Genomic DNA, 24,945 nt, shown 5'->3' on the forward strand with positions numbered 1-24,945 from the left:
TTTCTTATTCTTGCCCTAATTTGTTGCTAGAAACCGCTCAAGAAATTCCAATGGTCGAGCAGAATGTCCAGTTCAGAGACAACGATCCAACCGCGTTCCAACACCCGCATCTGGCGGGACCGCGCCGTTATGGCGGGGCTTTTGGTGCTGGTCGTCTTGGGACTCGTTGGGGCCGCTGCGGCGACGGGTTGGGAGGAGACCTTGGCACAGATCTCCAAACTCGGCGCATTTCAGATCGCGCTGCTTCTGGTCTTGTCCTTGGTTAATTACGTGCTACGCGGGCTGCGTTGGCACCTGTTTCAACGGCATCTGGGCCTTGGCCTGCCGATGCGATCGAGCTTGACCCATTTCCTCGGCGGGTTTGCCATGACCGTGACACCGGGTCGCGTGGGCGAGTTGGTACGGATGCGCTGGATCAAGCGGGAGACGGGCTGGGCGCTGGAACGCACAGCGCCGCTTGTTCTGGTCGATCGTGCATCTGATTTGGCCGCGATGGCGATCCTGATGGGGGCGGCGATTGCGACCTCAGGTGTTGCGATCACGGGCGGTCCTGCGGTCACGGTTCTTGCGCTCGTGGCGGCCTTCGTCGTCACCCGCCCCAAACTTCTGGCATGGCTGGCTACCTTCGGCCACCGCTCGACGGGACGCGCGCCACGTTTCTTCGCACGCATCCGCCGCGCCGCCCGTTCGCTTGCGCCCTTTGCCAATGGTGGAGCGCTCTTTGCTGGCTCCGTTCAGGCGCTCTTCGGCTGGCTGGCCGAGGGTGTGGCCTTCTACCTGCTGCTCGACTGGATGGGCGCGGAGGTCTCCATGGCAACCGCGATTGCCATCTTCCTGTTTTCCACACTGGCGGGAGGCCTCACGGGTGCTCCCGGTGGTGTGGGTGGCGCGGAGGCGGCGATGGTCGCCCTGCTCGCGCTGCAAGGTGTGCCGCTGGCCATGTCCGTGCCTGCGACCGCCATCATTCGCCTGACGACGCTGTGGTTTGCCATTGCCATCGGCCTCGTCGTCTTTCCGCTCGCCGAGCGACAGTCATTAAAGGTCCGACATGGTTTGGAAAACGCTTGAATACACGGGCTGGGGACGCGCACGCAGCGCCACGGGCGAGGTCGCCCGCCCCGAACGCCAGTCCGCTCTGAAACGCATGGTTGCCGAGACCCCTGCCCCTGCCTTCGGGATGCGCCGCTCATATGGTGACGCCGCCCTCAACAGCGATGGTCGCGCCTATGACATGACACGGCTGGATCGCGTTTTGTCCTTTGACGAGGCCACGGGCGTGGTCGAGGTCGAGGCAGGAATGCCCATCGGCGATCTGGGGCGGGCGTTTGCCGCGAAGGGATGGATTCCCCCCGTCATGCCTGGCACGGGCTTTGCTACAGTCGGCGGCTGCATCGCCAATGACGTGCATGGCAAGAACCACCATGTCGCGGGTTCCTTCGGCCAGCATGTCACCGAGATCACGCTGATCCAGAATGGCAAACCGCGCAAGATTACCCCGAAATCGACGCCGACCCTTTGGAAAGCCACAGTCGGTGGCTTGGGCCAGACGGGCGTGATTTCCCGCGCCAAGATCGCCATGATGAAGTGCAAGGGCGACATGATGGTGCTCACCGAGCGCCGCATCGACAATCTCGACGAATTCCTCGTGGCCTTCGACGAGAGCCGCACCGATTACACCGTTGGCTGGATCGACGCGACGGCGAAGGGGGACGCACTGGGGCGCGGCATTCTAGAAGAGGGAGAGATCACCTCTGGCGTGCCCAACCGCAAGGACAAAACCCGCGAAGTGCCCTTCAACGCGCCAAGCTGGGCGCTTTCGGCTCCCGTCGTGCGGCTCTTCAACGAACTCTATTTCCGCCGCGTCCCCGCAAAGGGGCGCACCTCCGTCAAGCCCATCGAAGAGCCCTTCTTCCCGCTCGACGCGATCCACAACTGGAACCGCCTCTACGGCAAGCAGGGGTTCAACCAGTTCCAATGCGTTGTGCCTTTGGAGAAGACCAACTGCCTGCGGATCATGCTGGAACGGATCGGGCAATCGGGACTGGCCTCGCCGCTCGCCGTGCTCAAGAAGATGGGCACAGGTCGCGGCGGCTACATGTCCTTTCCGATGGAAGGCTATACGCTCGCCGTCGATTTCCCCAACCGCGCAGGCGCCGAATTCCTGATCGCGGAATTGACCGATATGGCGCGCGAAGCGGGGGGGCGTATCTACTTCGCCAAGGACGGTGTTGCCACGCCCGAACAGATCGCGGGCATGTATCCCGAACAGGCAGACTGGGCCGCAGCGGTGGCGAAGGCCGACCCCGACCGCTCCTATGAGACCGATCTGGTGCGGCGTTTGAAGCTGCGTGATGCGAAGGGGGCAAAGTAATGGGCGAAACCATGCAAGAGAGCTGGATCATTCTGGGCGCGACCTCGTCGATGGCCCGTGCACTGGCGCGCAAACTGGCGGCACGGGGCGCAACGCTTTTCCTGTGCGGACGCGATATGGACGACCTTGAGGCCAGCGCCGCCGACTGCCGCGCACGCGGGGCGGTTGAAGCAGCTGTTCACCACTTCGACGCGCACGACGTAAGCACTTTCGCCCCGATCATCGAGGCAGCGACACTGGAGGCAGGCGCGATCAACTGCGCGGTCTTCGTCGGCTCCATGCCACCGCAAGAGGTCATCGACGCCGACCCGACACTGATCGAAGGCGTCGTGCAGGACAGCCACATCGGCCCCGCCACCTTCCTGCAAATGCTTGCGCCCCACATCGAGGAGCGCGGACAAGGCACGGTCATCGGTGTCGGCTCGGTCGCAGGAGATCGCGGACGGATCGGCAACTACGTCTACGGCTCGGCCAAGGCGGGGTTTGCCACCTATCTTTCAGGCCTGCGCAACCGCCTCACCCGCGCGGGCGGTCATGTGATCACCGTGAAACCGGGCTTCGTGGACACCGCGATGACATGGGATGTGGAGGGGATGTTCCTCGTCGCCTCGCCCGAAAAGGTCGCCGACGATCTACTCAAGGCCGTGAAGAAGCAACGCAACGTGATCTACACGCCCTTCTTCTGGCGCTACATCATGCTCATCATCCGCCATATCCCCGAGATGGTGTTCAAGAAGATGTCGATCTAATCACACGCGACTCCTGACACGACACAGAAACGGCCCCTCGTGCGGGGCCGTTTTTCTTTTGGGTATAGGCGTGGCGGGCGCTATTTCGAGGCGCGCACCGCATTGGTGGCAAAAACGCAGCCATCGGAATAGAGATCGGGCGGCGTCACGCAGAGCCCCCGCGCGACCTGCCACGCGGCCAGAACCTTGGGCACATAGGCGCGAGTTTCGGCAAAGGGCGGCGCGCCCTGATACTTGCTCACCGCGTTCTCACCCGCGTTATACCCCGCCAGCGCAAGCATGACATCGCCATTGAAATGGGTGAGCAGCCAGTCGAGGTAGTCGATCCCGCCGCGTATGTTCTCGGAGGGGTCCATCGGATCGGTCACGTTGAAGCGGGCCGCTGTGTCAGGGATGAGCTGCATCACCCCCTGCGCGCCGGCCGAACTCAACGCATCCGCCTTACCCGCGCTTTCCACCGCCATTACGGCGAGCGCCAGTGCAGGCGAAACCTGCGTCCCGATGGAATGGATCAACAGGTCCGTGCCATAGGCGTTGGCCAGATCGGTGACGTGCTGGAAGGTAGGCGTGGACAGCCGCGCGGCCTCGTCCGCATCGAGCGCCTTCAACGCTAGCGCAAAGCGTTCGGGGCCTGCGTTTCTGACATCATGCGGCACCTTGCTCCAGAACCAGTCCTGTAAATCCTCTGGCACGGGCGAAGTCTTTGACAGGCCCACTGGCTCCACATCATCGCTCGGCCCTTGCTGGCGTTCGATATCGCGCGGGCGGATTTGCACCGTGATACGCTTTGACCCGTTCGATGACGGCACGCCAATGCGCTTGGGCGTGACCTTTGGCCAATTGGGCGGGGGCGCGGAGGTGTCCGACGCGGCTGGCTCGACTTTCTTGATCGTCGCGTCGGGCAGGAGTGGATCTGGTACGAGAAAAGATGAACCGCCCTCCTGAGCCAAAGCAACATCAGCGGCCAATGCCGCCATCACGGCACAACTTGCCACCGCACATAAACGGGTGAAGGGATTGCTCATAATGGTCTTGCCCTTTCTGCCTGGCCCGTCTCTTCGGACGGTTCCAACTGTTTCAGTCTCGCAAAAAATCTTCACTCAAGCCAGCATTTAGACACTTCGAACGATCAATCGCATCCAATCATTAACCATATTTCGCCGCTTCAAGTAAAATTTTCTGGACTGGTTAAAGTTTTTTAACTTTTTATTTCTTATACTTAGATTGAAAGTTCGTTAAAAATGTCCAGAACCCAAAATGGCACCATTGCTGCCAAACTCCTGCCCCAGTTCATGGGCCATATAGCCCCATCGAAAGCAAAGACAGCGACCAACGGCACGGGAAACGCCTACGCTTCTGAGCTTAAGACGTGGACATGAAATCAAATACCCTCAGGAGGGACTGACTATGAAATTCTTCAAACTGGCAAACCGCTTCAACCGTGACGAAGATGGCGCTGTGACCGTGGACTGGGTCGTTCTGACCTCCGCCGTTGTTGGCCTCGGCATCGCTGTTCTGACGACTGTTGCTAAAGGTACCACCGCGTTCGGCGAAAAAATCTCCACCGATCTCGCAAGCCGCGGCACGATCACGACCTACAACTAAGGTCATCCGGGCCATTCGCCCGATCAGATTTCAAACCGCGCCCCCTCACGGGGCGCGGTTTTTTGTGGGTGGCCGGCTTCGTGCGCCGCTCGATCATGGATAATGCCCAATTGCGCACGACACACACAGACACCGTGGCACGGCATAAAGAAGCCCTTTGCGCCGCTTTGTTCACCTGACGGCCAAAATCCTTAGATGTGACGCGCCCTAACCACCGTTTTGCCGCAATTCAATGCCACTTTCATCGCGTGAGGCAGAGGGTCCGCCATTGCGGGCCTTAAGCAGAAGGACGTTCAGATTATGCGAATTATCTTTGGATTGGTGCTCCTGATCGGTGTCGGCCTGGCCGGGTTTGCGGTGCAAATGACCCGCGGCTATATGTCGACCTATCAAGCGGAGCTAGAAGCCGAAAAGGCCAACCGCGCCAATATTATCCCGACAGAAGAGATTTTCGTCGCCGTAGAGCCGCTGGTCTATGGCGATGCAATCACCCCCGAGATGATCAAAAAGGTGCGTTGGCCCGTGGAAAGCATGCCCGAAGGCGTGTTCCGCACGGACGAAGAGGTTTTTCCCGACGGCCCCGACACACCGCGTGTCGCGTTGCGCTCGATCGAGCCTTTCGAGCCGATCCTTGCGGTAAAAGTCACCGAGCCAGGCAAGAATGCCGGCGTGGCGGCAAGCCTGCGTTCGGGTATGCGAGCTTTTGCCATCCGTGTGGATGTTTCCTCGGGGGTCTCAGGCTTCCTGCGTCCGGGTGACCGCGTCGACGTTTACTGGACAGGCCGTCTGCCCGATAGTGGACAGGACGTCACCAAACTCATCCAATCGGCCATCCCGCTCGTCGCGGTCGACCAACAGGCCGACGGCGAACTCGTCGCGCCCTCGATTGCCCGCACCGTCACCGTTGAAGCCACCCCGCAACAAGTCGCTATTCTTGCACAAGCGCAATCGACGGGAAAACTGACACTGGCACTGGTCGGACGCAATGATACTGCCTCCGACGAGAGTGTTGAGATCGACCAGAACACCCTGCTGGGCATTCAGGAGCAGGTCTTCGTCGAAGCGCCAAAAGAGCGCACCTGTAGCGTAACGACGCGCAAAAACGGCGAAGCGGTGCAAATCCCGATCCCCTGTAACAACTGATCCCGCGATAATTGTGCGCGCTCCACACGACACAACACTGACGTGAGAATTGTTCGAAAAGGACAACTCTGAACAAGAAGGCGGCGAAGCGCGACTTCTCCGCCTTTTTCAATGGGTTTGGCTGGAAATTCGCCGATCACCACTACGCGTCCGTGCGCCTGACCTGTGTTGCATTCACATCACCTATGGCCCGCAAAGGATTGATTCTTGCAAAAAAAGGCATGTTGACGCATTCTACCGCCAATCGGGGCGCTAGACCCCACTTTATTGAGGCGTGGTCGGAGAGGCAGGATCACATGAAAATGTTGAATATTGTAAAGGCCGCCCTTTTGGGGTGTGCCATCATCGGCACAATGCCCACAGGGGCATTTGCTGAGAAACTTCGCGTAATGACGGGCTCGCCATCGGGTTCGCTCAATGTCCCCATGAACCGTGCCGTCGTGATCGAGAGCGACGAGCCGTTCGCCGAGATTTCTGTGGCGAATGCGGAGATTGCGGATATTTCCACTTTGTCGGATCGTTCCATCTACGTGCTCGGCCGCGCGCCGGGTCGCACGACGATGACGCTACTGGCGCCCGACGGGTCGCTGATTACAAACGTGGAAATTCAGGTCACACCTGACATCACAGAATTCAAAGAGCGCCTGCGCCAGATCATGCCTGGTGAGGGGATTGAGGTGCGCACCGCCAATGACGGGATTGTGCTTTCGGGCGTGATCTCCTCTGTGACCAATATGGAGCGCGCGGTGGAACTGGCCGAGCGCTACGCACCGGGTCGTGTGTCCAATCTCCTCGGCATCGGCGGAACGCAGCAGGTTATGCTGAAAGTGCGCTTCGCCGAAATGGCGCGTTCAGTGTCGAAGAACCTCTCCTCCTCGGTGAGCTTCCTCAACGACATCAACGTCATTGACCCCGTTACAGGGGCGCTTTCGAACGCATCAAACTGGACAGGCGGCTCATCGGGCAACTTCCTGACAGGGAACAACGGCCTCACGGGCAACTTCGCGGCACGCGATGAAGCGCTGGGCGCGCTCAAACTGGGCGGCTCTATCGGTGGCGTTGAACTGGCCGTGGCGCTTGAAGCCATGGAGCAAAAGGGTGTTGTGCGCACATTGGCTGAACCGAACCTGACCGCGCTGTCGGGTCAACAGGCCAAGTTCCTCGCGGGTGGCGAATACCCCATCCCTGTTAAGACCGAGGAAGGTGTTACGATTGAATACAAACCTTTCGGCGTCGAGTTGGAATTCATCCCCCGCGTCGTCAACGGCGACCAGATCAACCTCGAACTGAAAGCCTCCGTGTCGGGCATCGACTCTACGGTGAACTACTCGGTCGACGGTTTCTCGCTCAATTCCTTTAGCCGCCGCGAAGCTTCGACCACGGTTGAGATGCGCGACGGTGAGAGTTTTGCCATCGCGGGTCTGTTGCAGGACGACTTTCAGGATCTCAGCGGTCAGGTGCCGTGGCTCGGCGATGTGCCCGTGCTCGGCGCGCTCTTCCGCTCGATGGACTATCAGCGCGCGCAATCGGAGCTCGTGATCATCGTCACGCCGCACCTCGTGTCGCCGACCAACGGTGTTGCCCTTGCACTGCCCACGGACCGTGTGCGCATCCCGACCGAGGCGGAAATGTTCCTCTTCGGCAAGACCTTCGGCGGCAATACGAAGCCCAAATCGGGTGCCGCCGCGGAAGTTGCGAAACAGGACTTCCAAGGGTCCTACGGCTACGTGATGGAGGAATAAGACCATGCGCGTGACACTCAAACTCACCCTCGCCGCCTCCACCATGGTGGCACTCACCGCCTGCACCGATCAGCAGATTTTCTCCAGCTTCTATGACGAGGCGGGCGGCTATCTCGACGCAGGTCAGTTCGGCAATGCGACGATGAACAACACGCTGGTCCAGAACGGTACACGCAACTACGTGGTCGATCTCAACGAGCGCTTCGCCGCAGCGGTGCCGACCACGGTGAACTTCGCCTTCAACTCATCGGTTCTCGACGCCGCCGCGCGCGCCGCGATCCGCCAGCAGGCCGACTTCATCGGCCAGTTCCCCGAAGTGCGCTTCCGCGTCTACGGGCACACCGATCTGGTCGGCTCGGATGCGTATAACAAACGCCTCGGCCTGAAACGCGCCCAAGCGGTTGTCAACGAGTTGGCCCGCCACGGGATCTCGCGCTCGCGTCTGGAGGCGATGGTCTCCTACGGCGAAACGCAGCCCATCGTGGCCACGCAAGAGCGTGAACGCCGCAATCGGCGCACCGTCACCGAAGTATCGGGTTTCGTGAAAAGCAATCCGATCGTGATGGACAGCCGTTATGCGGAGATCGTCCACCGCGAGTATATCGAGAGCGCCACCGCGCCCTCCGACCTGATTAACTTCGGCGAGGAACAAACGGAGTAAAACACGGGGATCATCCCGAAATAGCGAATTATTACGCGATTTCGGCCCCATTGTTGCCTACATTGACCGTCACCTTATCCCCAATGGGAACACGTATGTCCGGCGAGAATCCGCGATATACGGTCCAGGGGTGAAGGTGACGGTCTTTTTATTTTCAAGGACTTGAACACTCTGAACGCCTGGATCCCGCAGTGAAAAAGGACGCAGGCAATGACGAGTGAAACTGCATTGCAGAATGACCCTGCACCGCTCGTGGCATGTACAATCAGCCGCGATGTGCAAAACTTCGATCTTTTGATCGAGGACATGGAGGACGCTCTGGGCGAAGCCTGGGGTGATCTGTCGTTTGAAGACGCGCGCGTCTTCTTCCGCCAGCCCGAAAGCGGCGGATTGAAATTCGTGGCGGTGGCCATTGACCATCAGGACGAGAGTTCCCTCGCAATGATCGCGGACCTGATCAAGGCCGCGAAGGAACAGGGTGTTAAAGTCATCCTGATCGCCGACGAGGTCTCTCCGATGGCGCTCCACCAATTGTTGCAACTGGGGGCCGAGGATTTCATCCCCTATCCCCTGCCCGAAGGTGCACTTGGCGAGGCAATCGAACGGCTCGATGCGCCCGAAAAAGCCGCGGCAGTCGATTTTATCGACACCTCTGCTCCGCAACTCTACGGCAAACCCGGTGGTAAGAAGGGCGTCGTCCTGCCCGTGCAATCGGTGGCTGGCGGCGCGGGTGCGACGACATTTGCCGTGAACCTCGCGTGGGAGCTTGCCAATATCGAGAAGAAGGCACCGCAACCGCGTGTCGTCCTTCTCGACTTCAACCTGCAATACGGGTCGGTCTCGACCTATCTTGACCTGCCCCGCCGCGAGGCGGTCTACGAATTGCTTTCCGCGACCGAGTTGATGGATGAGGACAGCTTCCGTCAGGCGTTGGTCCAGTTTCAGGACACCCTGCCCGTGCTGACCGCACCGCCCGACCTTCTGCCGCTGGATTTTATCGCCTCTGAGGATGTCGACCGCATTCTGGACATGGCGCAACGCCACTACGATTACGTCGTAATCGACATGCCGACGACACTGGTCAACTGGACCGAAGTGGTTCTGAACACCTGCGAGTTCTACTTCGCACCGTTCGAGTTGGACCTGCGTTCGGCACAGAACATCCTGCGTCTGCGTTCGGCTCTACGCGCAGAGGATCTGCCGTTCGAGAAATTCCGCTTCCTGCTCAACCGCGCACCCAAGGCCATGGACCTCACGGCGAAAGCGCGGGTGAAACGGATGGCAGAGAACCTCGACATCGCAATTGATGTGCAGTTGCCCGAAGGCGGCAAAATGGTGCGCGAAGCCTGCGATCAGGGGCTGCCCCTTGCGCTGGAGGCGTCGAAGAACCCGCTGCGCAAAGAGATCACCAAACTCGCCGCGTCGATCCACGCGCATCAGAACGAACAACTTGAGGCGGCGGAGTAATCCGCGCCGCCCCACATTGATTCCGAAGGGACTACCGCAATGTTTTCGCGCTACAAAAAAGGTGACACCGCCAAGGCCAAGCCCGTTGCTGCTCCTGCAGCAGCCGCCGCGCCTGCCCCGAAAGCCAGCGCGCCCGCACCTGCGCAGGCTCCCAAGGCTGCGCGCCGTGACCTGCCGCGCCACACGCCCACGGGCGGTGGCGACAAGGAGCGCAAGCGCAAGGCACGGATTGGTGAGATCAAGGTGGAGATGCACAAGCGCCTCCTCGAAGACCTCAACCTCGCCGCTCTCGAAACTGCCGACGAAAGAGATCTGCGCGCCGAGATTGCCGCAATCACAGGCGAGGCACTCACCGACCTTGGCATGGTGCTCAACCGCGAGGAACGGGCCAGCCTCAATCAGGATCTCTACGACGAAGTGCGCGGCCTCGGGCCGCTCGAAACGCTTCTGAAAGACGACAGCGTCAACGATATTCTGGTGAACGGTCCGCAACAGATCTTCGTGGAGCGCGCGGGGAAGCTCGAACTGTCCGACATTACGTTCAAAGACGAAAAGCACCTGCTGCGCATCATCGACAAAATCGTGTCGGCCGTGGGTCGTCGTGTCGATGAAAGCAACCCATACGTTGACGCCCGTCTCGCCGACGGCTCGCGTTTCAACGCCATGGTGCCGCCGGTTGCGGTGGACGGCTCGCTGGTCTCCATTCGTAAGTTCAAAAAGGAAAAGCTCTCCGTTGACGACCTCGTGCGCTTCGGGGCCTTTACCGAGGAAATGGCCGCATACCTTCAGGCCGCCGTATCGACCCGCCTCAACGTAATCGTGTCGGGCGGGACGGGCTCTGGTAAGACGACCACGCTCAACGCACTGTCGAGCTTTATTGACAACGACGAACGCATCCTGACCATCGAGGATACGGCGGAACTTCAACTCCAGCAGACCCACGTGGGCCGCATGGAAAGCCGCCCTGCCAACGTCGAGGGCAAGGGTGCGGTGACGCAGCGCGACTGTCTGCGCAACGCCCTGCGGATGCGTCCTGACCGTATCATCGTCGGTGAGACACGTGGCGAAGAGGTGATCGACATGTTGCAGGCCATGAACACCGGCCACGACGGGTCAATGACCACGATCCACGCCAACTCCGCCCGCGATGGTGTGTCGCGTCTCGAAAACATGATCGCGATGGCCGGGATCGAGATGCCGCTCAAGGCCGTGCGCTCGCAGATTTCCTCGGCTGTGAACCTCATCGTTCAGGCCTCGCGCCTGCAAGACGGCTCGCGCCGCATGGTGTCGATCACCGAGGTGACGGGCATGGAGGGCGATGTGATCTCCATGCAGGAGGTCTTCCGCTACCAACGCACGGGCCTCACCCCCGACAACAAGATTATCGGCCATTTCACGGCAACTGGCGTGCGGTCGCATTTCTCGGAACGGTTCCGCATGTGGGGCTACGATCTGCCCGCATCGCTCTTCGAACCGTTCAACCCCAAATAGGCACAGGCAGGAGTCCGTCCCATGATGATCTCTATCGAACTCATCATCTATATCGTTGTTTTCATCGCTGTGCTGCTGCTTGTCGAGGGCATCTATCTCACGGTGTTCGGCAAATCCATCTCGCTCAACGGCCGAGTCAACCGCCGCTACGAGCTTCTGGAAAAGACAGGCAACCGTGAGGAAGTCCTCAACCAGCTCCGCAAGGAAATGGGGCAACACCTGCGTTCGCGTCAGGTGCCGCTCTATTCGGTGCTCGCAGAAAAGGCGCAAAAGGCTAATATCGCCTTCACCCCGACGCAGCTTGTGATGGTGATGGCGCTTCTTGCCATGGTGGCCTTTGTCGGCCTGACCATCGGCACGGCCTCGTCGCTGCCCATTCGCGCGATTGTCTCGGTGGGCATCGGGATCGGCGCGGTTTTCGTTTGGATCACCAACAAGGCCAAGGCCCGCATGGCGCTGATCGAGGAGCAACTCCCCGACGCCGTGGAACTGATGGTCCGAAGCCTCAAGGTCGGCCACCCCTTCTCCAACGCGCTCAATATCGTCGCCACTGAAGTGCCCGACCCGTTGGGCACGGAGATGGGCGTGATCGCCGACGAAAGCACCTATGGCCGCGACGTGGGCGAGGCGCTCAAGGATATGGCCGAACGGCTCGACATGCAGGATTTGCGCTTCCTCGCGGTTGCCGTGGCCATCCAACAGCAGGCAGGGGGGAACCTTGCCGAGGTGCTCGACGGTCTGGCCAAGGTGATCCGCGCACGCTTCAAACTCTTCCGCCGGGTGAAGGCCATCACTGCGGAGGCGAAATGGTCGGGCATGTTCCTGTCCTTCTTCCCGCTCGCGGCACTGCTGCTCATCTCGGTCGGCAAACCCGACTACTACGACACCGTTAAAGACACCCCCGCCTTCATCCCCGCATGTTTCGTCGTCGGCGGCTTCCTCGTGACGAACATCTTCGTGATGAAGTCGCTTGTGAACATCAAAGTGTAAGCGGGAAAGGATCACGCACATGCAAGAGTTCTTCAACCAGATCCTCGGCGAGGAAATCGGCCCCTTCGGCCCCGTGATCGTCATGGGTGCGCTCGGGCTGGTCCTAATCTTGTCCGCACTGGTCATCCTGCTCAACAAGCGCCGCGACCCGTTCGACAAGCTGCGCGAGAATACCGCCCGCGGCGGTGCCACGCCCAAAGGCGACAAACTGCGCACCAACAAGAGCGGCCCCGACAAGCTCGAAAAATACTCCGCCTTCCTTGAGCCGCAGGACGAGGAAGAATACTCCGCCGCCCAACTCAAGCTCATTCAGGCAGGCTATCGCGGCAAGAACGCGGTGCGCATGTATCACTTCGCACAGTTCGCGCTCGGGCTTGGGCTCATGGCCGTGGGGCTTGTCCTCGTCCTGATCAAACAGGCGTCGCAGGAAGTCACCACCATGATGATGATGATGCACATCCTCCTGCCTGGCACGATCGGCTATATGGCTCCGAAATACTGGGTCACTCGCCGCGTCGAAGCGCGAAAGGAAGAGATCACCAACGGCTTCCCCGACAGTCTCGACATGATGCTCGTCTGCGTCGAGGCTGGCCAGTCACTCGACCAATCGATCATCCGCGTGGCCAAGGAAATCCGCGCAGGTTTCCCCGCGCTGGCCGACGAGTTCGAAATCGTCAGCTACGAGATCAAGGCAGGTAAGGACAAGATCAACGTCCTGCGCGATATGGCCGAACGTGCGGGCGTGCCCGATGTCGCCTCCTTCGTCACCGTTCTGATTCAATCGCAAACCTTTGGTACCTCGATTGCCGAGGCGCTTCGGGTGTATGCGGGGGAAATGCGCGATAAACGCGTGATGCGGGCCGAAGAGAAGGCAAACACCTTGCCCACGAAGATGACCCTTGCCACAATGATGCTGACCGTTCCGCCGCTCCTGATCATCCTGATTGGCCCGTCGGTCTATGACATCTATACGCTGCTTTCCACGACGGAATTCTAGGACAGGGTTCTGACGCGGGACATATCGCTTCGGTCAACGGAGGGCGGCAAGGCACCAAGGAGCCACCATATGCCGCGTGCGATCGCCCGCAACACCCTGACCGCCCTGCCCCTTCTGGCCTTGCTGGTCGCCTGTGGACCCACGGGCGGCCTCACGCCACTCAGCAACAGCGGCCCATACGCGCCCACGGGCGTTGATACCCACGGGGAAAGCGTCGATGGTCTGATCGTCGGGCACCGCCTGATGGAAGCACGCGAATACGAGTTGGCGCTCAAGGCCTACCTGCGCGCCGCCGCCGAACAGGGTCTGACCGTCGACACGCTCTCGGCCATCGGCTCGGCCAATCTCAAACTGGGCCGCCTTGGACAGGCCGAACGCATCCTGCGCCGCGCCACCGAGGAGGATGAAACCTTCGTTCCTGCGTGGAACAACCTAGGCGTTGTCCTTATGGAGCGCGACAACTACGGCGAGGCCGAACGTGTTTTCCGCATCGCCTTCGCGCTCGACAGTGGCCAATCTGCCGAAATCCGTGACAATTTGCGCTTGGCACTCGCAAAAATAGAAAATCCTGCTACTATCGACGACAATCAAAGCGATTTCGCCTTGGTGCGACGCGGGACGGGAAGCTATCTCCTACTCGCACGCTGAGGCCCGCGACCGACTGGACAAAAAACCACCAGCGGATCTGCGCCATTTGAGGGGCGTGCGGGGCCAGACGATGCATCACGCGCGAGACGGGCAGACAAATGAGGGTGGCAGGCACCATGCGTAAAGTGATGATGATTTCGCTCGTTTTGACGGGCGCAGTGGCTCTTTCCGGTTGCGAAGGAGCGATGTCCGAAGTCAAACGGGCCAATTCCTCCGTCAATGTGATCGACGAAAGCAACCTCAACGACCTGATGCTCGGAGCGGCAGACCCCAATGAAGCGGTCTCCTATTTCTCCCGCGCCGTCGCCGAAAACCCCGACCGTGTGGACCTCAAACGCGGACTGGCCAAATCCCTGATCCGCGCAGGCAATGCCGATGCCGCAGCGAAAGCATGGAGCGCCGTGGTCCAGAGCGAGGATGCCACCAACAACGACCGCGTTGATTACGCCGATGCGCTGATCCGCACGGGCGACTGGGACAAGGCGGAGGAAATGCTCAACAGCGTTCCACCCACCCATGAGACTTACAAACGCTACCGCCTTGAGGCGATGATCGCCGACAGCAACCAGCAATGGGACAAAGCCGACAGCTTCTACCAGACCGCATCCGGCCTGACGACAAAGCCCTCTGGCGTGCTCAACAACTGGGGCTATTCCAAGCTGACGCGCGGCGAATTCGTCGAGGCCGAGCAACTCTTCGGCAAGGCGATCACCTATGATCCCTCCCTGTTCACCGCCAAGAACAACCTCGTTCTGGCCCGTGGCGCGCAGGGCAAATACGACCTCCCCGTGGTCGAGATGACCCAGACCGAGCGCGCGCAACTGCTCTATACGCTGGGCCTTTCGGCGGTGAAGTCGGGTGATGTGATCATTGGCAAGGGGTTGATCCGCGAAGCCATCGACACCCATCCGCAGCACTTCGAGGCCGCCGTGCGTTCTCTGCGCGCTCTTGAGTCCAACGTGACCAACTGATGCTGACGCTCGGTTCGGGAGCGGCGCTGGTCTTTCTGATCGTGACCACGCCCATCGCCTTTATCGCGGCGTTCAACGACCTCAAACGGATGAAGCTGCCCAATGCGGTGGTTCTGACGCTGGCCGCAGCCTATGTCGTCGTCGCGCCCTTCGTCCTGCCCTTCGAGCAGTATCTTTGGGGCTTCACCCACGGGGTCGCGCTCTATGTCGTGGGGATCTTCCTGTTTCTATTTGCGGGTGTCGGCGCGGGTGATGGCAAGTTTGCCGCCGCCATGGCGATGTTCATCCCGCTCGCGGATGCGGGCGCGGTGCTGATGCTCTTTGCCGCTTTCCTGCTTGGAGCCTTCGCCGCCCATCGCGCGATGCGTGCCATACCTGCCCTGCGCCGCGCCACGCCCGACTGGGTCTCGTGGGGTCACGCGAAATTCCCGATGGGTCTGGCACTCACAGGCACGATGGTCAGCTATTTCGCGCTCGCCGCATTCCTTTAGACAGACAGGCCTCAGCCACAATACAGACGTGAAAAAGGCGGATCGCAATGCCCGCCTTTTCCTATCCGTCACCTGTGGCGCGAGGCGGCACTACTCCGCGCCCTCTTTGACAATCGGGAAGACCCAGAACAGCTCGTCCTTGATCGGGCGCTGCAACTTCAGTCCCGCAACCTCCAAGGCCTCCAGCGCGATCTTGGTCACATCCGTGGCCAATGGGCACAGCGGCACCACGATGGCATCGGCATTCTCAACCCCTGGAGCCCCCGAATAATGCCACGGCGCCGCGCCCTTGAGCGGGGTGAAGCCGCCGAACATCCACAGCATATCGACCACATCGACAACGAAGAACTGCGTCTCGGGCGGGTAGTTGAAAGGGTCATCCTTGAGATGGTCGGACATGTAACGATACATCGCCGCCTCACCCGCGACGAGGTTGCACTGCGGGACCGTCTGGTCGAGGAAGGTGATCGGCTCGGGCCCCTTTCCCTCTGCCTCGAACGCGCGCAGCGCAGGCACGTCATCGGCCAGCGCCACACGCACCATCGCCACCGACGACCGCATGTCTGTCACGTAGATGTCCTGCGTTTTCGGGTGGCCCGAGATGTGGACCGCATAGTCGCTCTCGTCTGTCGCCAGATGGCGGAAGGGCGAGGTGATCATGTTCTGGATCGACGGCAGGATCAGCGCGAAAGCAACCGCCCCCAGTGCCGTCACCGCACTGCGCGCCTCCCAGTTGAACATGACCCGCCGCCCCGTCTCAGGACGATGCGCCAGCAGGAAGAAGCCCAGAAGCATCAGCCATTTGGGATCATTGCCGAAGTTCTGATAGGTCACAAAAACGAATGCGGGAAGGAGCAGGAATAGCAACAGCCCCGCCCGCCCCTGCGCGCTCTGGCGCAACACGATCACCGCCGCAACACCCGTCAACGTGACCACGAGAAAACGCGGCGCGTTGAGCACTTCGAGCAGCGAGGCCGAGGGCGCCGCACGCGCCTCGGAGGTCACGACACTCAACAGGTCCGCGATATAGGCGAAGTAAATGTCGATGCCGTAGACCAAGGCAATCACAACCGCCACCACGGCACCCGTCGCCATCATCACAACGAAATCCCGCACCGCCCCGCGCGACAAAAGCGCGATGGTCACAACGGGGAAGAAGGCGACGAAGTAGGTCGGTTTCGACATCGCCATCGCCGCGAACATCAGGCCCAGATAGATCCCGTCGCGCACGGGTGCCTCCCGCCCCTTCTGCGGCGCGAGCACCGACAAAAGCACCGCGACAAAAGCCATGCCCCACGCCCAACGGTTGTAATACATCGACACAGAAATCGACGTGGACGCCTCGCCATGCACCAGCGCCATGAGCATACTCATCGTCAACAGCGCAAACAGCCACGAACTCACCCCTGTGAGCCGCGACACACCTACACGCCAGATCATCGGCGCAAGCAGCGCGGCCACGACAACCTGCGCGGCGATAAAGGCCTGACCAATGCCAAACCCCGCCTTGGCCGTCCACACCACGGGAAGGAAGGCCACAATGCCGATGGGCGTCGAGAAATCGAGATGCGGCACCTGCCCCGCAAGCATCCGCGCGACGATGGACACCATATGCGCCGTGTCGCCCTCGTGCACGTTGACGTAAAGACCGCCCTTGGCCAGTCCCACGCCCCCGAAAACCACGATCAGCGCCGCGAGAAATATGGCGTACTTCACAGGGGAAACCTTGCTCATTTGCCCACTCATTATGTTGTTTTTGCCTGACGTTTGCGCGCAGGTTACGGGCAAAGCCGCGATCAAAAAAGGGACAAAGACCTGAAAACGGCCATATTGGTGCCGAAATTGCCGCTTACGTGCTTGAAGGACGCGATCCGACCCGACCGCGCGAGCGATAACGAGCAATGGACAAAACACCGATGAATATCGAAGCGCAAGCGAACGTTCTCTCCCCTGCCCAGCCAAAAACGCTGGCGCAAACGGGGCTCAATGCGGTGATGATGCGGGACATCCTGCTCAAAACCATGTTCCGCACCAACCAGGAACAGGTCTCGACACTCGCCGTGACCATGTGCCTGCCCGTATCGCTGACGCAGGAACTGGTGGACGCGGCGCGCGAACAGGGACTCGTGGAGGCCACGGGGACGCTTCATGCGGGCGCGGGGTCCGAGATGGGCTTCCGCCTGTCGGACGGGGGCAAGGCGCGCGCGCTCGACGCGCTGGCCCAGTCGGAATACTTCGGCCCCATGCCCGTCCCGTTGGAAAACTACGCGCGTCAGGTCAAGAAACAGTCCGTGCGCAACATGATGATCACCCGTCAGGCGCTTGTGGGCGCTATGGGACACCTGATCCTGCCGCCCGACCTGCTCGACCAACTCGGACCTGCCGTTGGCGCAGGCCGCTCCATCTTGATGTATGGCCCGCCGGGCAACGGTAAATCCTCGATCTCCAACGGTATCCGCGACGCGCTCGGCGATCTCATCTATGTGCCCCGCGCGATTGAATACAACGGTCAGGTGATCACCGTTTATGACCCGCTGATGCATGTGAAGCGCGAAGATGCCGAGGACGATGCCAACGCGCTGCGCCGCACGGCCAACCGCTTCGACCGCCGCTATGTGCGCTGCGAACGCCCCTCCGTAGTGACGGGCGGCGAGCTGTCGCTCGACATGCTCGATCTGGTCTACAACCCCACCGCACGGACCTATCAGGCCCCGCTGCAACTCAAATCGACAGGCGGCATCTTCATCGTCGACGACCTTGGCCGCCAAGAGGAACCGCCGCAAAAACTGGTCAACCGCTGGATCGTGCCGCTAGAAGAGAGCAAGGATATTCTCGCCCTGCAATCGGGTGAGAAATTCGAGGTGCCGTTTGATACGCTGGTGATCTTCTCCACCAACTTCCACCCCAACGAGATTTTCGACAAAGCGGCGCTCCGCCGTATTTTCTACAAGATCAAGATCGACGGACCCGACCAGTCGGGCTTCCTCAAAATCTTCTCGATGGTCGCCAAGAAAAAGGGCGTGCCCCTCAACGAGGAGGCGCTGATCTACCTGCTCAAGGAAAAGTATTCCAAGCTCGGCGTCGATTTCGCCAATTATCAGCCCGTCTTCCTGATCGACCAGATCATGGCCATCTGCGATTTCGAGGGCATCCCCTATCAGATGACCCCCGACCTGATCGAACGCGCGTGGGCCAACATGTTTGTCAAGGAAAGCAGCTTCGACCACTAACACACCAACGCCGCCCTACGGGGCGGCGTTGTCTTTGGGCCTGCCTTTTTTCGGCCCACTCGCCCCTTACTCGCCCATTTGCGCAACGCGCGCAGGGGTCCGACAGATGTCCGACACATAGCCGACGCATATCCGACAGCCCAAATTGGGGGATGCGGGTGAGGTTTAGGCGGTCAGCCCATCAGGCTCGCGCAGGCCATTGGAGCGGCAGCAGGCGGTCAGCGTATTGGCCAAAAGACAGGCAATCGTCATCGGCCCGACACCACCCGGAACAGGTGTGATCGCGGCCGCAACCTCCGAGACACCAGCGAAATCCACGTCGCCCACAAGGCGGGTTTTTCCCTCGCCACGTTCAGGCGCAGGAATGCGGTTGATGCCCACGTCGATCACCGTGGCACCAGGCTTGATCCAGTCTTTCTTGACGAAGTTCGCCCGCCCCACGGCAGCAACCACGATATCAGCCCCGCGCACCACATCCTCGATGTTCTTGGTGCGGGAATGGGCGATTGTGACTGTGCAACTGTCACGGAGAAGAAGCTGGGCCACAGGTTTCCCGACGAGGTTGGAACGCCCGATAACCACGGCGTTTTTGCCCGACAGAGACCCGAGTTGGTCGCGCAGCAACATCAGGCACCCCAGAGGCGTGCAGCTTACCATGGCGCGCTGGCCGCTGGCCAGTAGCCCTGCGTTGAGCACGTGCAGCCCGTCCACATCCTTCGCAGGGTCGATGCGGGCGACAATGTCGCGCTCGGAGAGATGATCAGGCACGGGGAACTGACAAAGGATACCATGCACCTTCGGATCGGCGTTCAGCTTGTCGATCAGCGCGTAGAGGTCTTCCTCGGTGGTGTCGGCAGGCAGCTTGTGCTCATAGGAGTTCATGCCAACCTCGATGGTGCTCTTGTGCTTGTTGCGTACATAGACCTCGGAGGCAGGGTCGTCACCGACAAGGATCACGGCAAGACCAGGTGTGATGCCATTGGTCTCCTCGATGCGCGCCACGTGGTCGGCGATTTTGCTGCGGACGGTGGCGGCGAAGGCTTTCCCGTCGATGATCTGGGCGGTCATTTAACTGGTCCTTTTCGACATCGCACGCTCTTCGCGGGCGATCATAGCTTCGATCATGAGCCGCCACATTGCGGCGGCGGTCTGCGGCTCGAACCCTTCGGCTTCGGCATGTGCCGTCACCTTGGCGACAACCGATTCCACGCGCTCGTCGATGCGGGCGGGGAGGCCAGCGGCGGGTTTGATTTCGGCAGCGCGGTCGATATGCCTTTGGCGCAAGGCCAACAGGCGGATCAATTTGGCATCCAAAGCGTCGATCTGCGCGCGCAGGTCGGTCATGGTGTCAATCTCGGATGGATCTTTCAGCGTCATATCTCGGCCTCCGAGCCCGCTTTAACATGGGGTCGCGCGGGTGGGAAGAGAGGCGCGCGATACCGAAAGTCCTTAGGGCGGCGAAAAGGGGAACGACGATCACTTCGCGCGCGCGGCCAATGAAAAACCGCGCTCCAAAGGAACGCGGCTTCAATTTCTTGTCAAAGCTGAGGATCACCCCACCACTAGGCGGATGGTTCAGGCTCCATCCCGCCGTCGGCCTTGGGCTTCGAGCGGGTTTTGGGGATGGCCGCAACCGATGGTGTGCCCGTATCGGACGGCGCCGAAGAGTCATCGTCGTCACCGCGATTAAGCGGTTCGCCCGCGATCACCTTCTGGATTTCAGGCCCCGTAAGGGTCTCGTATTCCAACAGGCCCTGAGCGAGGTTTTCGAGATCCTGCCGCTTCTCGGTGAGGATGCGGCGCGCGGTCTCATAGCCCTCGTCGATGATCTCTTTCACCTTGTCGTCGATCAGCTTCTGCGTGGCGGGGCTGTGGTTGGTGCCACCGCCATAGCCGCCGAGATAGCTCTCTTGCTCGTTGGCGTAATCGACATAGCCAAGCTCCTCGGCAAAGCCAAATTGCGTGACCATCGCGCGGGCGATCTTCGTCGCCTGCTGGATGTCGGAGGACGCGCCAGAGGTGATGTTCTCCTTGCCGAAGATCAGCTCTTCCGCAACGCGCCCGCCCATGGCCATGGCGATTTTCGAGGTGTATTTCGTCCAGCTTACCGACAGTTGATCCCGTTCCGGCAGCGACAGCACGAGGCCGAGCGCACGGCCACGCGGGATGATCGTCGCCTTGTGGATCGGGTCATGCTGCGGGACATTCAGGCCGACGATGGCGTGGCCCGCTTCGTGATAGGCGGTGAGCTTCTTCTCGTCCTCGGTCATAACCATGGAACGGCGCTCCGCACCCATCATGACCTTGTCCTTGGCGTTCTCAAAATCTTCCATCGTTACGAAACGGCGTCCGATCCGCGCAGCCATAAGAGCGGCCTCGTTGACGAGGTTGGCCAGATCGGCACCCGAGAAGCCAGGCGTGCCACGCGCGATGATGCGCAGGTCGACATTGGGGCCGAGCGGCACCTTGCGAGCGTGGACACCGAGGATTTTCTCGCGGCCCTTGATATCGGGGTTGGGCACCTGAACCTGACGGTCGAAGCGGCCCGGACGCAAGAGAGCGGGGTCGAGAACGTCGGGGCGGTTGGTGGCCGCGACGATGATGATGCCTTCGTTGGCGTCGAAACCGTCCATCTCGACAAGCAACTGGTTGAGCGTCTGTTCGCGTTCGTCGTTACCGCCGCCGTAGCCTGCGCCACGCGAGCGACCCACGGCGTCGATCTCGTCGATAAAGATGATACAGGGTGCGTTCTTTTTACCCTGTTCAAACATATCGCGGACTCGGGAAGCACCCACACCGACGAACATCTCGACGAAGTCGGAACCCGAAATGGTGAAGAAGGGCACGCCCGCCTCGCCAGCAATCGCGCGGGCGAGAAGTGTTTTACCCGTACCCGGAGGGCCGACGAGCAGCGCACCTTTGGGGATCTTGCCGCCAAGGGCCGAGAATTTCTGCGGGTTGCGGAGGAACTCGACGATTTCCTCAAGCTCTTCCTTGGCCTCGTCGATGCCTGCAACATCGTCGAAGGTCACGCGACCATGTTTCTCGGTCAGCAGTTTCGCCTTCGACTTGCCGAAGCCCATGGCCCCGCCTTTGCCGCCGCCCTGCATACGGTTCATGAAGTAAATCCACACACCGATGATCAGGATGAACGGAAGGAAGGTCATCAGAAGCGTGGTGAACCCGCTTTGCTCTTGCGGCTGTCCTTTCACGGCGACGTTTTGCGCGATCAGCTCGGAGACGAGGTTTTCGTCACCGGGGTTGATTGCATAGGCACGGCGCCCTTCATCGACGAAAATCACCCGTTCCCCGTCGATCTCGACAGAGCTGATTTCACCCGCCTCAACGCGGGACATGAATTCGGAATAGGCGATCTCGTTGGATGCCATGGACGCCTGATTGCCGCCGAGGACATTGAACAATGCGACGACGAGCATCAGCAGCACCAGCCAGAAGGCGAGATTGCGAGCGTTACCCAAGAGAAGTCTCCTTAAAAATATCTTCCCGCGCGGGGTGCGCGCGGGGCTTCCCCTTAAAATAGGGATCGGGCGCGTAAGTTCAATGCGATAAAAGGGAAGTAAAGAAGTGACCGTCAGGATGGATCAGCCGCGCGGTCGCGGAACCGACCTTTGCCAATGGCGCGGCGACAAGTGTTTCTCCTGCGAAGAGTGCGGGCGACGAAGCGAGACTTTCACGTGGAGGCCCATCGGGTGCTTTCTCCGCGATCTGCGCAAGCCCGTCACTCCCGAGGGCGCGCAGGATTAACCCTTTTTTTTCAGTCGGTTCACCCGTCCACTCCACTCGCCAGCGTCCATCCCATACGACATCAGGCGTCGCGGTTTTCCCCGCGACCGCCGCCGTTTCGCGGGTCAGCCGAAGCGTCTCCTTGCCGCCGATCAACCGCACCCCGTGCAGCGTCGCATCGCGCCCGCGGGAAATCGCCGACAGGAACTCTTGCAGCTTCATTCCCCGCGGCCCGTAGTCAGCCGAGGCAATCCACCGCAGGGCATGGGCGATCAAGCGGCGGTTCACTTCGGGGGCCGCTTCGACAAAACGGCGGCGATTGATGCACAGATCCCCCCCCTCCACCGTCACGCATTCCAACGCATGATCGTGGGTGGCGTAGTCCAGCGCGGTGCGCACTTGGCCAAGATGATCCATCACGCGACCGACCACGTGCAGATCAAGGCCAAGCGGTTCAAGCGCCTTGAGTGCCTTGCGGGCCTTTACACGGTCGAAGCGTTCGTCCTCGTTGGAGGGATCGTCGATCCAGACCTGACGCAGAGCGCGCAGGTAGTCGCGCAATTCGGCACGCTCGACCATCAGCAGCGGGCGCACCCATGTGACACCATCGGCCTCGCGGCGGCGCTGCATCCCCGTCAGCCCGTCGATGCCCGAGGAGCGCGCAAGACGCATGAAGAAGGTCTCCGCCTGATCGTCGGCGGTATGGGCGATTGCGATGGTATCGACGCCCGCACCTTTCGCCCATTCAGCCATCAGCGCATAGCGCGCACGACGAGCCGCGTCCTGAAGATTTCCGCGCCCGTCCCATCCGGTCCACGTCAGCGTCGTGTGTTTGATTTTGAGATCGGCACAGGTGTCAGCGACGAAACGCGCCTCTTCGGCGGCCTCGGCGCGCAACCCATGGTCCACGGTCACAGCCTGAAGGGGAAGTTTCTCGCCCTCCGCCCATTCGGCCATCAACCGCAAGAGCGCCATGCTGTCGCCCCCGCCAGAGACCGCTACGGCGGGACGCGTGGGGCGGTCAAATGAGAGGGCGGCGGCAATCTGGTGGCGGATAAAGGCGCGACTGTCCGCGCCTGTGTCCTCTGCATCACCGCCGTTCATGTCGGTTATTGGCACCCAAGATTGCTACGGGCGGATTGCGCCTCAAGCACTTCGGGGGCACCTGCGAAACGGTTGCCCACTTCCTGTAGCATCACACAGCCGCGCTCGACCTGTCCCAATGCGGCAAGCGACGTGCCCAGACGCAGGAGCGCTGACGGCGCGCGATCCCCTTCTGGAGCGGCGGAGAAACTGTCGAGATAGGCGCGCGCAGCCTCGGAGGTCTTGCCCAGTTGGGACAAAGCCTCGCCGCGCATGAAGTCCGCCTCACCCGTCAGCGGCCCGCCTGTATACGTCTGGCTGAACGCACCAAAGGCATTGGCCGACGCCTCATAGTTGCCCTCGTTATAAAGCGTCATAGCTGCGTCGAAATCGCTTTGCTCGGCAATCGCCATCTCGCCTGTGCCGTCCATTGGCACGTCGGATCCAGGGCCAGTAACCGTGCCGATGGCAGGGGCCTGCACGTCAACTCCGCCCAAGGGCGCAAGCGTTGGCAGGTTCCCGATATCGCACCCAGCCTCCAATTCGCACAGGCGGAAGTTGATGTCGTCGAGCTGGTTGGTGCCGTCCTTGACCACCTGATTGATGCGGAACTCAAGCTGTTCCATCTTCGCGGTGAGCGCGGATAGCGACTGCTCCATCAGGTCGACACGTTCCAGCGTAGAGGTGCCCGCGAATCCCGTGCCTGGCGCGCCCGTGGTCGACAACTCGCGTTTCAGGCGGGTCAGTTCGACGGAGAGCACGGCGGCCTCCTGTCGGATGTCGGCCAATGTCTGCGCGTCCTGCGCAGCGGCGGGGAGGGCTGTCGAAACACTCACACTGAGCGCCATCAGCACCCCAACCATCATGGATTTCATAGCAAAGTCTCCTGGCGGAAAGTCGCAGAATACGGGCGCAGGATATCCCGCACCCGCACGCTTGATCGTGGTTTAGCTCACACCTGCGCCCGCGGCCAACACGGTAACGGCGCGGCGGTTCTGCTGGTAGCAAGTCTCGTCGGAACAGATCGCAAGCGGACGCTCCTTGCCGTAGGTCACGGTCTTGAGACGCGAGGGCGTCACACCCTGCGAGATCAGGTATTGCTGCACGGCGGCGGCGCGGCGCGAGCCGAGAGCGAGGTTGTATTCGCGTGTGCCCTGCTCGTCGGCGTGGCCTTCGATAATGGCGGTATACTCGGGGTTGTCGATCAGCCATGCGGCTTGCTGGTTGAGCGTAGCGCGGCCCGTGTCGGAGAGTGTCGACTGGTCCACCGCGAAGAGGACGCGATCACCGATGGTCTGGTTGAAATAGGCCACCGAGGTCGGGTCGCTCGCTGATCCGGCCACAACGCCCGAATTCATCGCATCGCTGCCTGCCCCGCCTGCGCCAAAGCGGCCAGGGTTGGTACAGGCAGTCAGGCCGATAGCGGCCACAAGAAGGGCTGCGCGCGTGGTCACACGCAGAGCGGAGCGGGAAGAAAACTTGGTCATTTCATCATCCTTTGCGGAAGTTTGACGGCTCGATTGCGGCCACTATAGCACGCGCTCGGAGGCTTGGGGAGAGTG

At 60.8% G+C, this 24,945-nt stretch carries 23 protein-coding genes; 15 read left to right on the plus strand and 8 right to left on the minus strand.

The window, feature by feature from the left end:
* The first annotated feature begins 63 nt into the window (after positions 1-63).
* Genes ACN0SC_RS03210 through ACN0SC_RS03220 form a run of 3 tightly spaced genes read left to right on the plus strand, consistent with a single transcriptional unit; the run spans position 64 to position 3,120 of the window.
* Positions 64-1,068 (plus strand): lysylphosphatidylglycerol synthase transmembrane domain-containing protein, encoded by a 1,005-nt coding sequence (locus tag ACN0SC_RS03210; RefSeq protein WP_417248209.1) that lies wholly within the window; start codon positions 64-66, stop codon positions 1,066-1,068.
* Positions 1,049-2,371 carry an FAD-binding oxidoreductase gene (locus ACN0SC_RS03215; RefSeq protein ID WP_417248210.1) on the plus strand — a complete coding sequence of 441 codons (1,323 nt, stop codon included), beginning with the start codon at positions 1,049-1,051 and terminating at the stop codon, positions 2,369-2,371. The genes ACN0SC_RS03210 and ACN0SC_RS03215 overlap by 20 nt, the downstream gene beginning before the upstream one ends.
* Positions 2,371-3,120 (plus strand): SDR family oxidoreductase, encoded by a 750-nt coding sequence (locus tag ACN0SC_RS03220; protein ID WP_417248211.1) that lies wholly within the window; start codon positions 2,371-2,373, stop codon positions 3,118-3,120. Before ACN0SC_RS03215 ends, ACN0SC_RS03220 begins: the two co-directional genes overlap by 1 nt.
* Positions 3,121-3,200: 80 nt before the next feature.
* Here ACN0SC_RS03220 and ACN0SC_RS03225 read toward each other — a convergent pair whose 3' ends face one another.
* Entirely contained in the window at positions 3,201-4,145 is a 945-nt protein-coding gene (locus ACN0SC_RS03225; RefSeq protein WP_417248212.1) for a lytic transglycosylase domain-containing protein, read from the minus strand.
* Between the two features lie 382 nt (positions 4,146-4,527).
* Here ACN0SC_RS03225 and ACN0SC_RS03230 point away from each other — a divergent pair, with 382 nt between their 5' ends.
* The 11 genes from ACN0SC_RS03230 (at position 4,528) to ACN0SC_RS03280 (ending at position 15,326) form a co-directional block, all read left to right on the plus strand.
* Positions 4,528-4,725, plus strand: coding sequence for a Flp family type IVb pilin (locus ACN0SC_RS03230; RefSeq protein WP_417248213.1), 198 nt, complete (start codon positions 4,528-4,530; stop codon positions 4,723-4,725).
* Positions 4,726-5,025: 300 nt separating this feature from the next.
* A complete protein-coding gene (cpaB, locus tag ACN0SC_RS03235) occupies positions 5,026-5,868 on the plus strand; it encodes a Flp pilus assembly protein CpaB (RefSeq protein WP_417248214.1) in 843 nt (280 codons plus the stop codon).
* 302 nt (positions 5,869-6,170) lie between these two features.
* Positions 6,171-7,610, plus strand: a complete 1,440-nt coding sequence (locus ACN0SC_RS03240) for a type II and III secretion system protein family protein (RefSeq protein ID WP_417248215.1) — start codon at positions 6,171-6,173, stop codon at positions 7,608-7,610.
* Positions 7,611-7,614: 4 nt separating this feature from the next.
* Positions 7,615-8,271: an OmpA family protein gene (locus tag ACN0SC_RS03245; RefSeq protein WP_417248216.1), complete on the plus strand. Its 657-nt coding sequence runs from the start codon at positions 7,615-7,617 to the stop codon at positions 8,269-8,271.
* A gap of 210 nt (positions 8,272-8,481) precedes the next feature.
* A complete protein-coding gene (locus ACN0SC_RS03250) occupies positions 8,482-9,738 on the plus strand; it encodes an AAA family ATPase (RefSeq protein ID WP_417248217.1) in 1,257 nt (418 codons plus the stop codon).
* Positions 9,739-9,777: 39 nt separating this feature from the next.
* Positions 9,778-11,229: a CpaF family protein gene (locus ACN0SC_RS03255; RefSeq protein WP_417248218.1), complete on the plus strand. Its 1,452-nt coding sequence runs from the start codon at positions 9,778-9,780 to the stop codon at positions 11,227-11,229.
* Between the two features lie 21 nt (positions 11,230-11,250).
* Complete coding sequence (locus tag ACN0SC_RS03260) at positions 11,251-12,219, plus strand: type II secretion system F family protein (RefSeq protein ID WP_417248219.1); 969 nt, start codon at positions 11,251-11,253, stop codon at positions 12,217-12,219.
* 19 nt (positions 12,220-12,238) lie between these two features.
* A complete protein-coding gene (locus tag ACN0SC_RS03265) occupies positions 12,239-13,216 on the plus strand; it encodes a type II secretion system F family protein (protein ID WP_417248220.1) in 978 nt (325 codons plus the stop codon).
* A gap of 69 nt (positions 13,217-13,285) precedes the next feature.
* Complete coding sequence (locus tag ACN0SC_RS03270; protein WP_417248221.1) at positions 13,286-13,864, plus strand: tetratricopeptide repeat protein; 579 nt, start codon at positions 13,286-13,288, stop codon at positions 13,862-13,864.
* 116 nt (positions 13,865-13,980) lie between these two features.
* On the plus strand, positions 13,981-14,835 hold the full coding sequence (locus tag ACN0SC_RS03275) for a tetratricopeptide repeat protein (RefSeq protein ID WP_417248222.1): 855 nt from the start codon (positions 13,981-13,983) through the stop codon (positions 14,833-14,835).
* Positions 14,835-15,326 carry an A24 family peptidase gene (locus ACN0SC_RS03280; protein WP_417248223.1) on the plus strand — a complete coding sequence of 164 codons (492 nt, stop codon included), beginning with the start codon at positions 14,835-14,837 and terminating at the stop codon, positions 15,324-15,326. Before ACN0SC_RS03275 ends, ACN0SC_RS03280 begins: the two co-directional genes overlap by 1 nt.
* 90 nt (positions 15,327-15,416) lie before the next feature.
* Here the strand turns inward: ACN0SC_RS03280 and ACN0SC_RS03285 are convergent, their stop codons facing one another.
* Positions 15,417-17,060 carry a hypothetical protein gene (locus ACN0SC_RS03285; protein ID WP_417248224.1) on the minus strand — a complete coding sequence of 548 codons (1,644 nt, stop codon included), beginning with the start codon at positions 17,058-17,060 and terminating at the stop codon, positions 15,417-15,419.
* Between the two features lie 182 nt (positions 17,061-17,242).
* On the opposite strand from ACN0SC_RS03285, the gene ACN0SC_RS03290 reads away from it, so the two are divergent.
* The gene (locus ACN0SC_RS03290) at positions 17,243-18,556 is read left to right on the plus strand and encodes an ATPase (RefSeq protein ID WP_417248549.1); all 1,314 of its coding nucleotides are present in this window, start codon (positions 17,243-17,245) and stop codon (positions 18,554-18,556) included.
* Positions 18,557-18,721: 165 nt separating this feature from the next.
* On the opposite strand, the gene folD is transcribed toward ACN0SC_RS03290, so the two are convergent.
* The 6 genes from folD to pal form a co-directional block, all read right to left on the minus strand.
* A complete protein-coding gene (folD, locus tag ACN0SC_RS03295) occupies positions 18,722-19,624 on the minus strand; it encodes a bifunctional methylenetetrahydrofolate dehydrogenase/methenyltetrahydrofolate cyclohydrolase FolD (protein WP_417248225.1) in 903 nt (300 codons plus the stop codon).
* Entirely contained in the window at positions 19,625-19,933 is a 309-nt protein-coding gene (locus tag ACN0SC_RS03300) for a chorismate mutase (protein WP_417248226.1), read from the minus strand. It lies immediately after the preceding gene.
* Between the two features lie 185 nt (positions 19,934-20,118).
* A complete protein-coding gene (gene ftsH / locus ACN0SC_RS03305; protein ID WP_417248227.1) occupies positions 20,119-22,035 on the minus strand; it encodes an ATP-dependent zinc metalloprotease FtsH in 1,917 nt (638 codons plus the stop codon).
* 79 nt (positions 22,036-22,114) lie between these two features.
* Complete coding sequence (tilS, locus tag ACN0SC_RS03310; protein ID WP_417248228.1) at positions 22,115-23,419, minus strand: tRNA lysidine(34) synthetase TilS; 1,305 nt, start codon at positions 23,417-23,419, stop codon at positions 22,115-22,117.
* Positions 23,410-24,258, minus strand: coding sequence for a tol-pal system protein YbgF (gene ybgF / locus ACN0SC_RS03315; protein ID WP_417248229.1), 849 nt, complete (start codon positions 24,256-24,258; stop codon positions 23,410-23,412). The genes tilS and ybgF overlap by 10 nt, the downstream gene beginning before the upstream one ends.
* 72 nt (positions 24,259-24,330) lie before the next feature.
* Complete coding sequence (gene pal / locus ACN0SC_RS03320) at positions 24,331-24,870, minus strand: peptidoglycan-associated lipoprotein Pal (protein WP_417248230.1); 540 nt, start codon at positions 24,868-24,870, stop codon at positions 24,331-24,333.
* Positions 24,871-24,945 lie beyond the last annotated feature (75 nt).

Origin of the sequence: Celeribacter sp., from assembly GCF_048261515.1 — a bacterium.
Taxonomy (GTDB): Bacteria; Pseudomonadota; Alphaproteobacteria; order Rhodobacterales; family Rhodobacteraceae; genus Celeribacter.

Excerpts from the sequence above, each read along its gene's own strand:
- ACN0SC_RS03210 (WP_417248209.1), top strand. The coding sequence starts at position 64 with ATGTCCAGTTCAGAGACAACGATCCAACCGCGTTCCAACACCCGCATC.
- ACN0SC_RS03215 (WP_417248210.1), top strand. The coding sequence starts at position 1,049 with ATGGTTTGGAAAACGCTTGAATACACGGGCTGGGGACGCGCACGCAGC.
- ACN0SC_RS03220 (WP_417248211.1), top strand. The coding sequence starts at position 2,371 with ATGGGCGAAACCATGCAAGAGAGCTGGATCATTCTGGGCGCGACCTCG.
- ACN0SC_RS03225 (WP_417248212.1), bottom strand. The coding sequence starts at position 4,145 with ATGAGCAATCCCTTCACCCGTTTATGTGCGGTGGCAAGTTGTGCCGTG.
- ACN0SC_RS03230 (WP_417248213.1), top strand. The coding sequence starts at position 4,528 with ATGAAATTCTTCAAACTGGCAAACCGCTTCAACCGTGACGAAGATGGC.
- cpaB (WP_417248214.1), top strand. The coding sequence starts at position 5,026 with ATGCGAATTATCTTTGGATTGGTGCTCCTGATCGGTGTCGGCCTGGCC.
- ACN0SC_RS03240 (WP_417248215.1), top strand. The coding sequence starts at position 6,171 with ATGTTGAATATTGTAAAGGCCGCCCTTTTGGGGTGTGCCATCATCGGC.
- ACN0SC_RS03245 (WP_417248216.1), top strand. The coding sequence starts at position 7,615 with ATGCGCGTGACACTCAAACTCACCCTCGCCGCCTCCACCATGGTGGCA.
- ACN0SC_RS03250 (WP_417248217.1), top strand. The coding sequence starts at position 8,482 with ATGACGAGTGAAACTGCATTGCAGAATGACCCTGCACCGCTCGTGGCA.
- ACN0SC_RS03255 (WP_417248218.1), top strand. The coding sequence starts at position 9,778 with ATGTTTTCGCGCTACAAAAAAGGTGACACCGCCAAGGCCAAGCCCGTT.
- ACN0SC_RS03260 (WP_417248219.1), top strand. The coding sequence starts at position 11,251 with ATGATGATCTCTATCGAACTCATCATCTATATCGTTGTTTTCATCGCT.
- ACN0SC_RS03265 (WP_417248220.1), top strand. The coding sequence starts at position 12,239 with ATGCAAGAGTTCTTCAACCAGATCCTCGGCGAGGAAATCGGCCCCTTC.
- ACN0SC_RS03270 (WP_417248221.1), top strand. The coding sequence starts at position 13,286 with ATGCCGCGTGCGATCGCCCGCAACACCCTGACCGCCCTGCCCCTTCTG.
- ACN0SC_RS03275 (WP_417248222.1), top strand. The coding sequence starts at position 13,981 with ATGCGTAAAGTGATGATGATTTCGCTCGTTTTGACGGGCGCAGTGGCT.
- ACN0SC_RS03280 (WP_417248223.1), top strand. The coding sequence starts at position 14,835 with ATGCTGACGCTCGGTTCGGGAGCGGCGCTGGTCTTTCTGATCGTGACC.
- ACN0SC_RS03285 (WP_417248224.1), bottom strand. The coding sequence starts at position 17,060 with ATGAGCAAGGTTTCCCCTGTGAAGTACGCCATATTTCTCGCGGCGCTG.
- ACN0SC_RS03290 (WP_417248549.1), top strand. The coding sequence starts at position 17,243 with ATGAATATCGAAGCGCAAGCGAACGTTCTCTCCCCTGCCCAGCCAAAA.
- folD (WP_417248225.1), bottom strand. The coding sequence starts at position 19,624 with ATGACCGCCCAGATCATCGACGGGAAAGCCTTCGCCGCCACCGTCCGC.
- ACN0SC_RS03300 (WP_417248226.1), bottom strand. The coding sequence starts at position 19,933 with ATGACGCTGAAAGATCCATCCGAGATTGACACCATGACCGACCTGCGC.
- ybgF (WP_417248229.1), bottom strand. The coding sequence starts at position 24,258 with ATGAAATCCATGATGGTTGGGGTGCTGATGGCGCTCAGTGTGAGTGTT.
- pal (WP_417248230.1), bottom strand. The coding sequence starts at position 24,870 with ATGACCAAGTTTTCTTCCCGCTCCGCTCTGCGTGTGACCACGCGCGCA.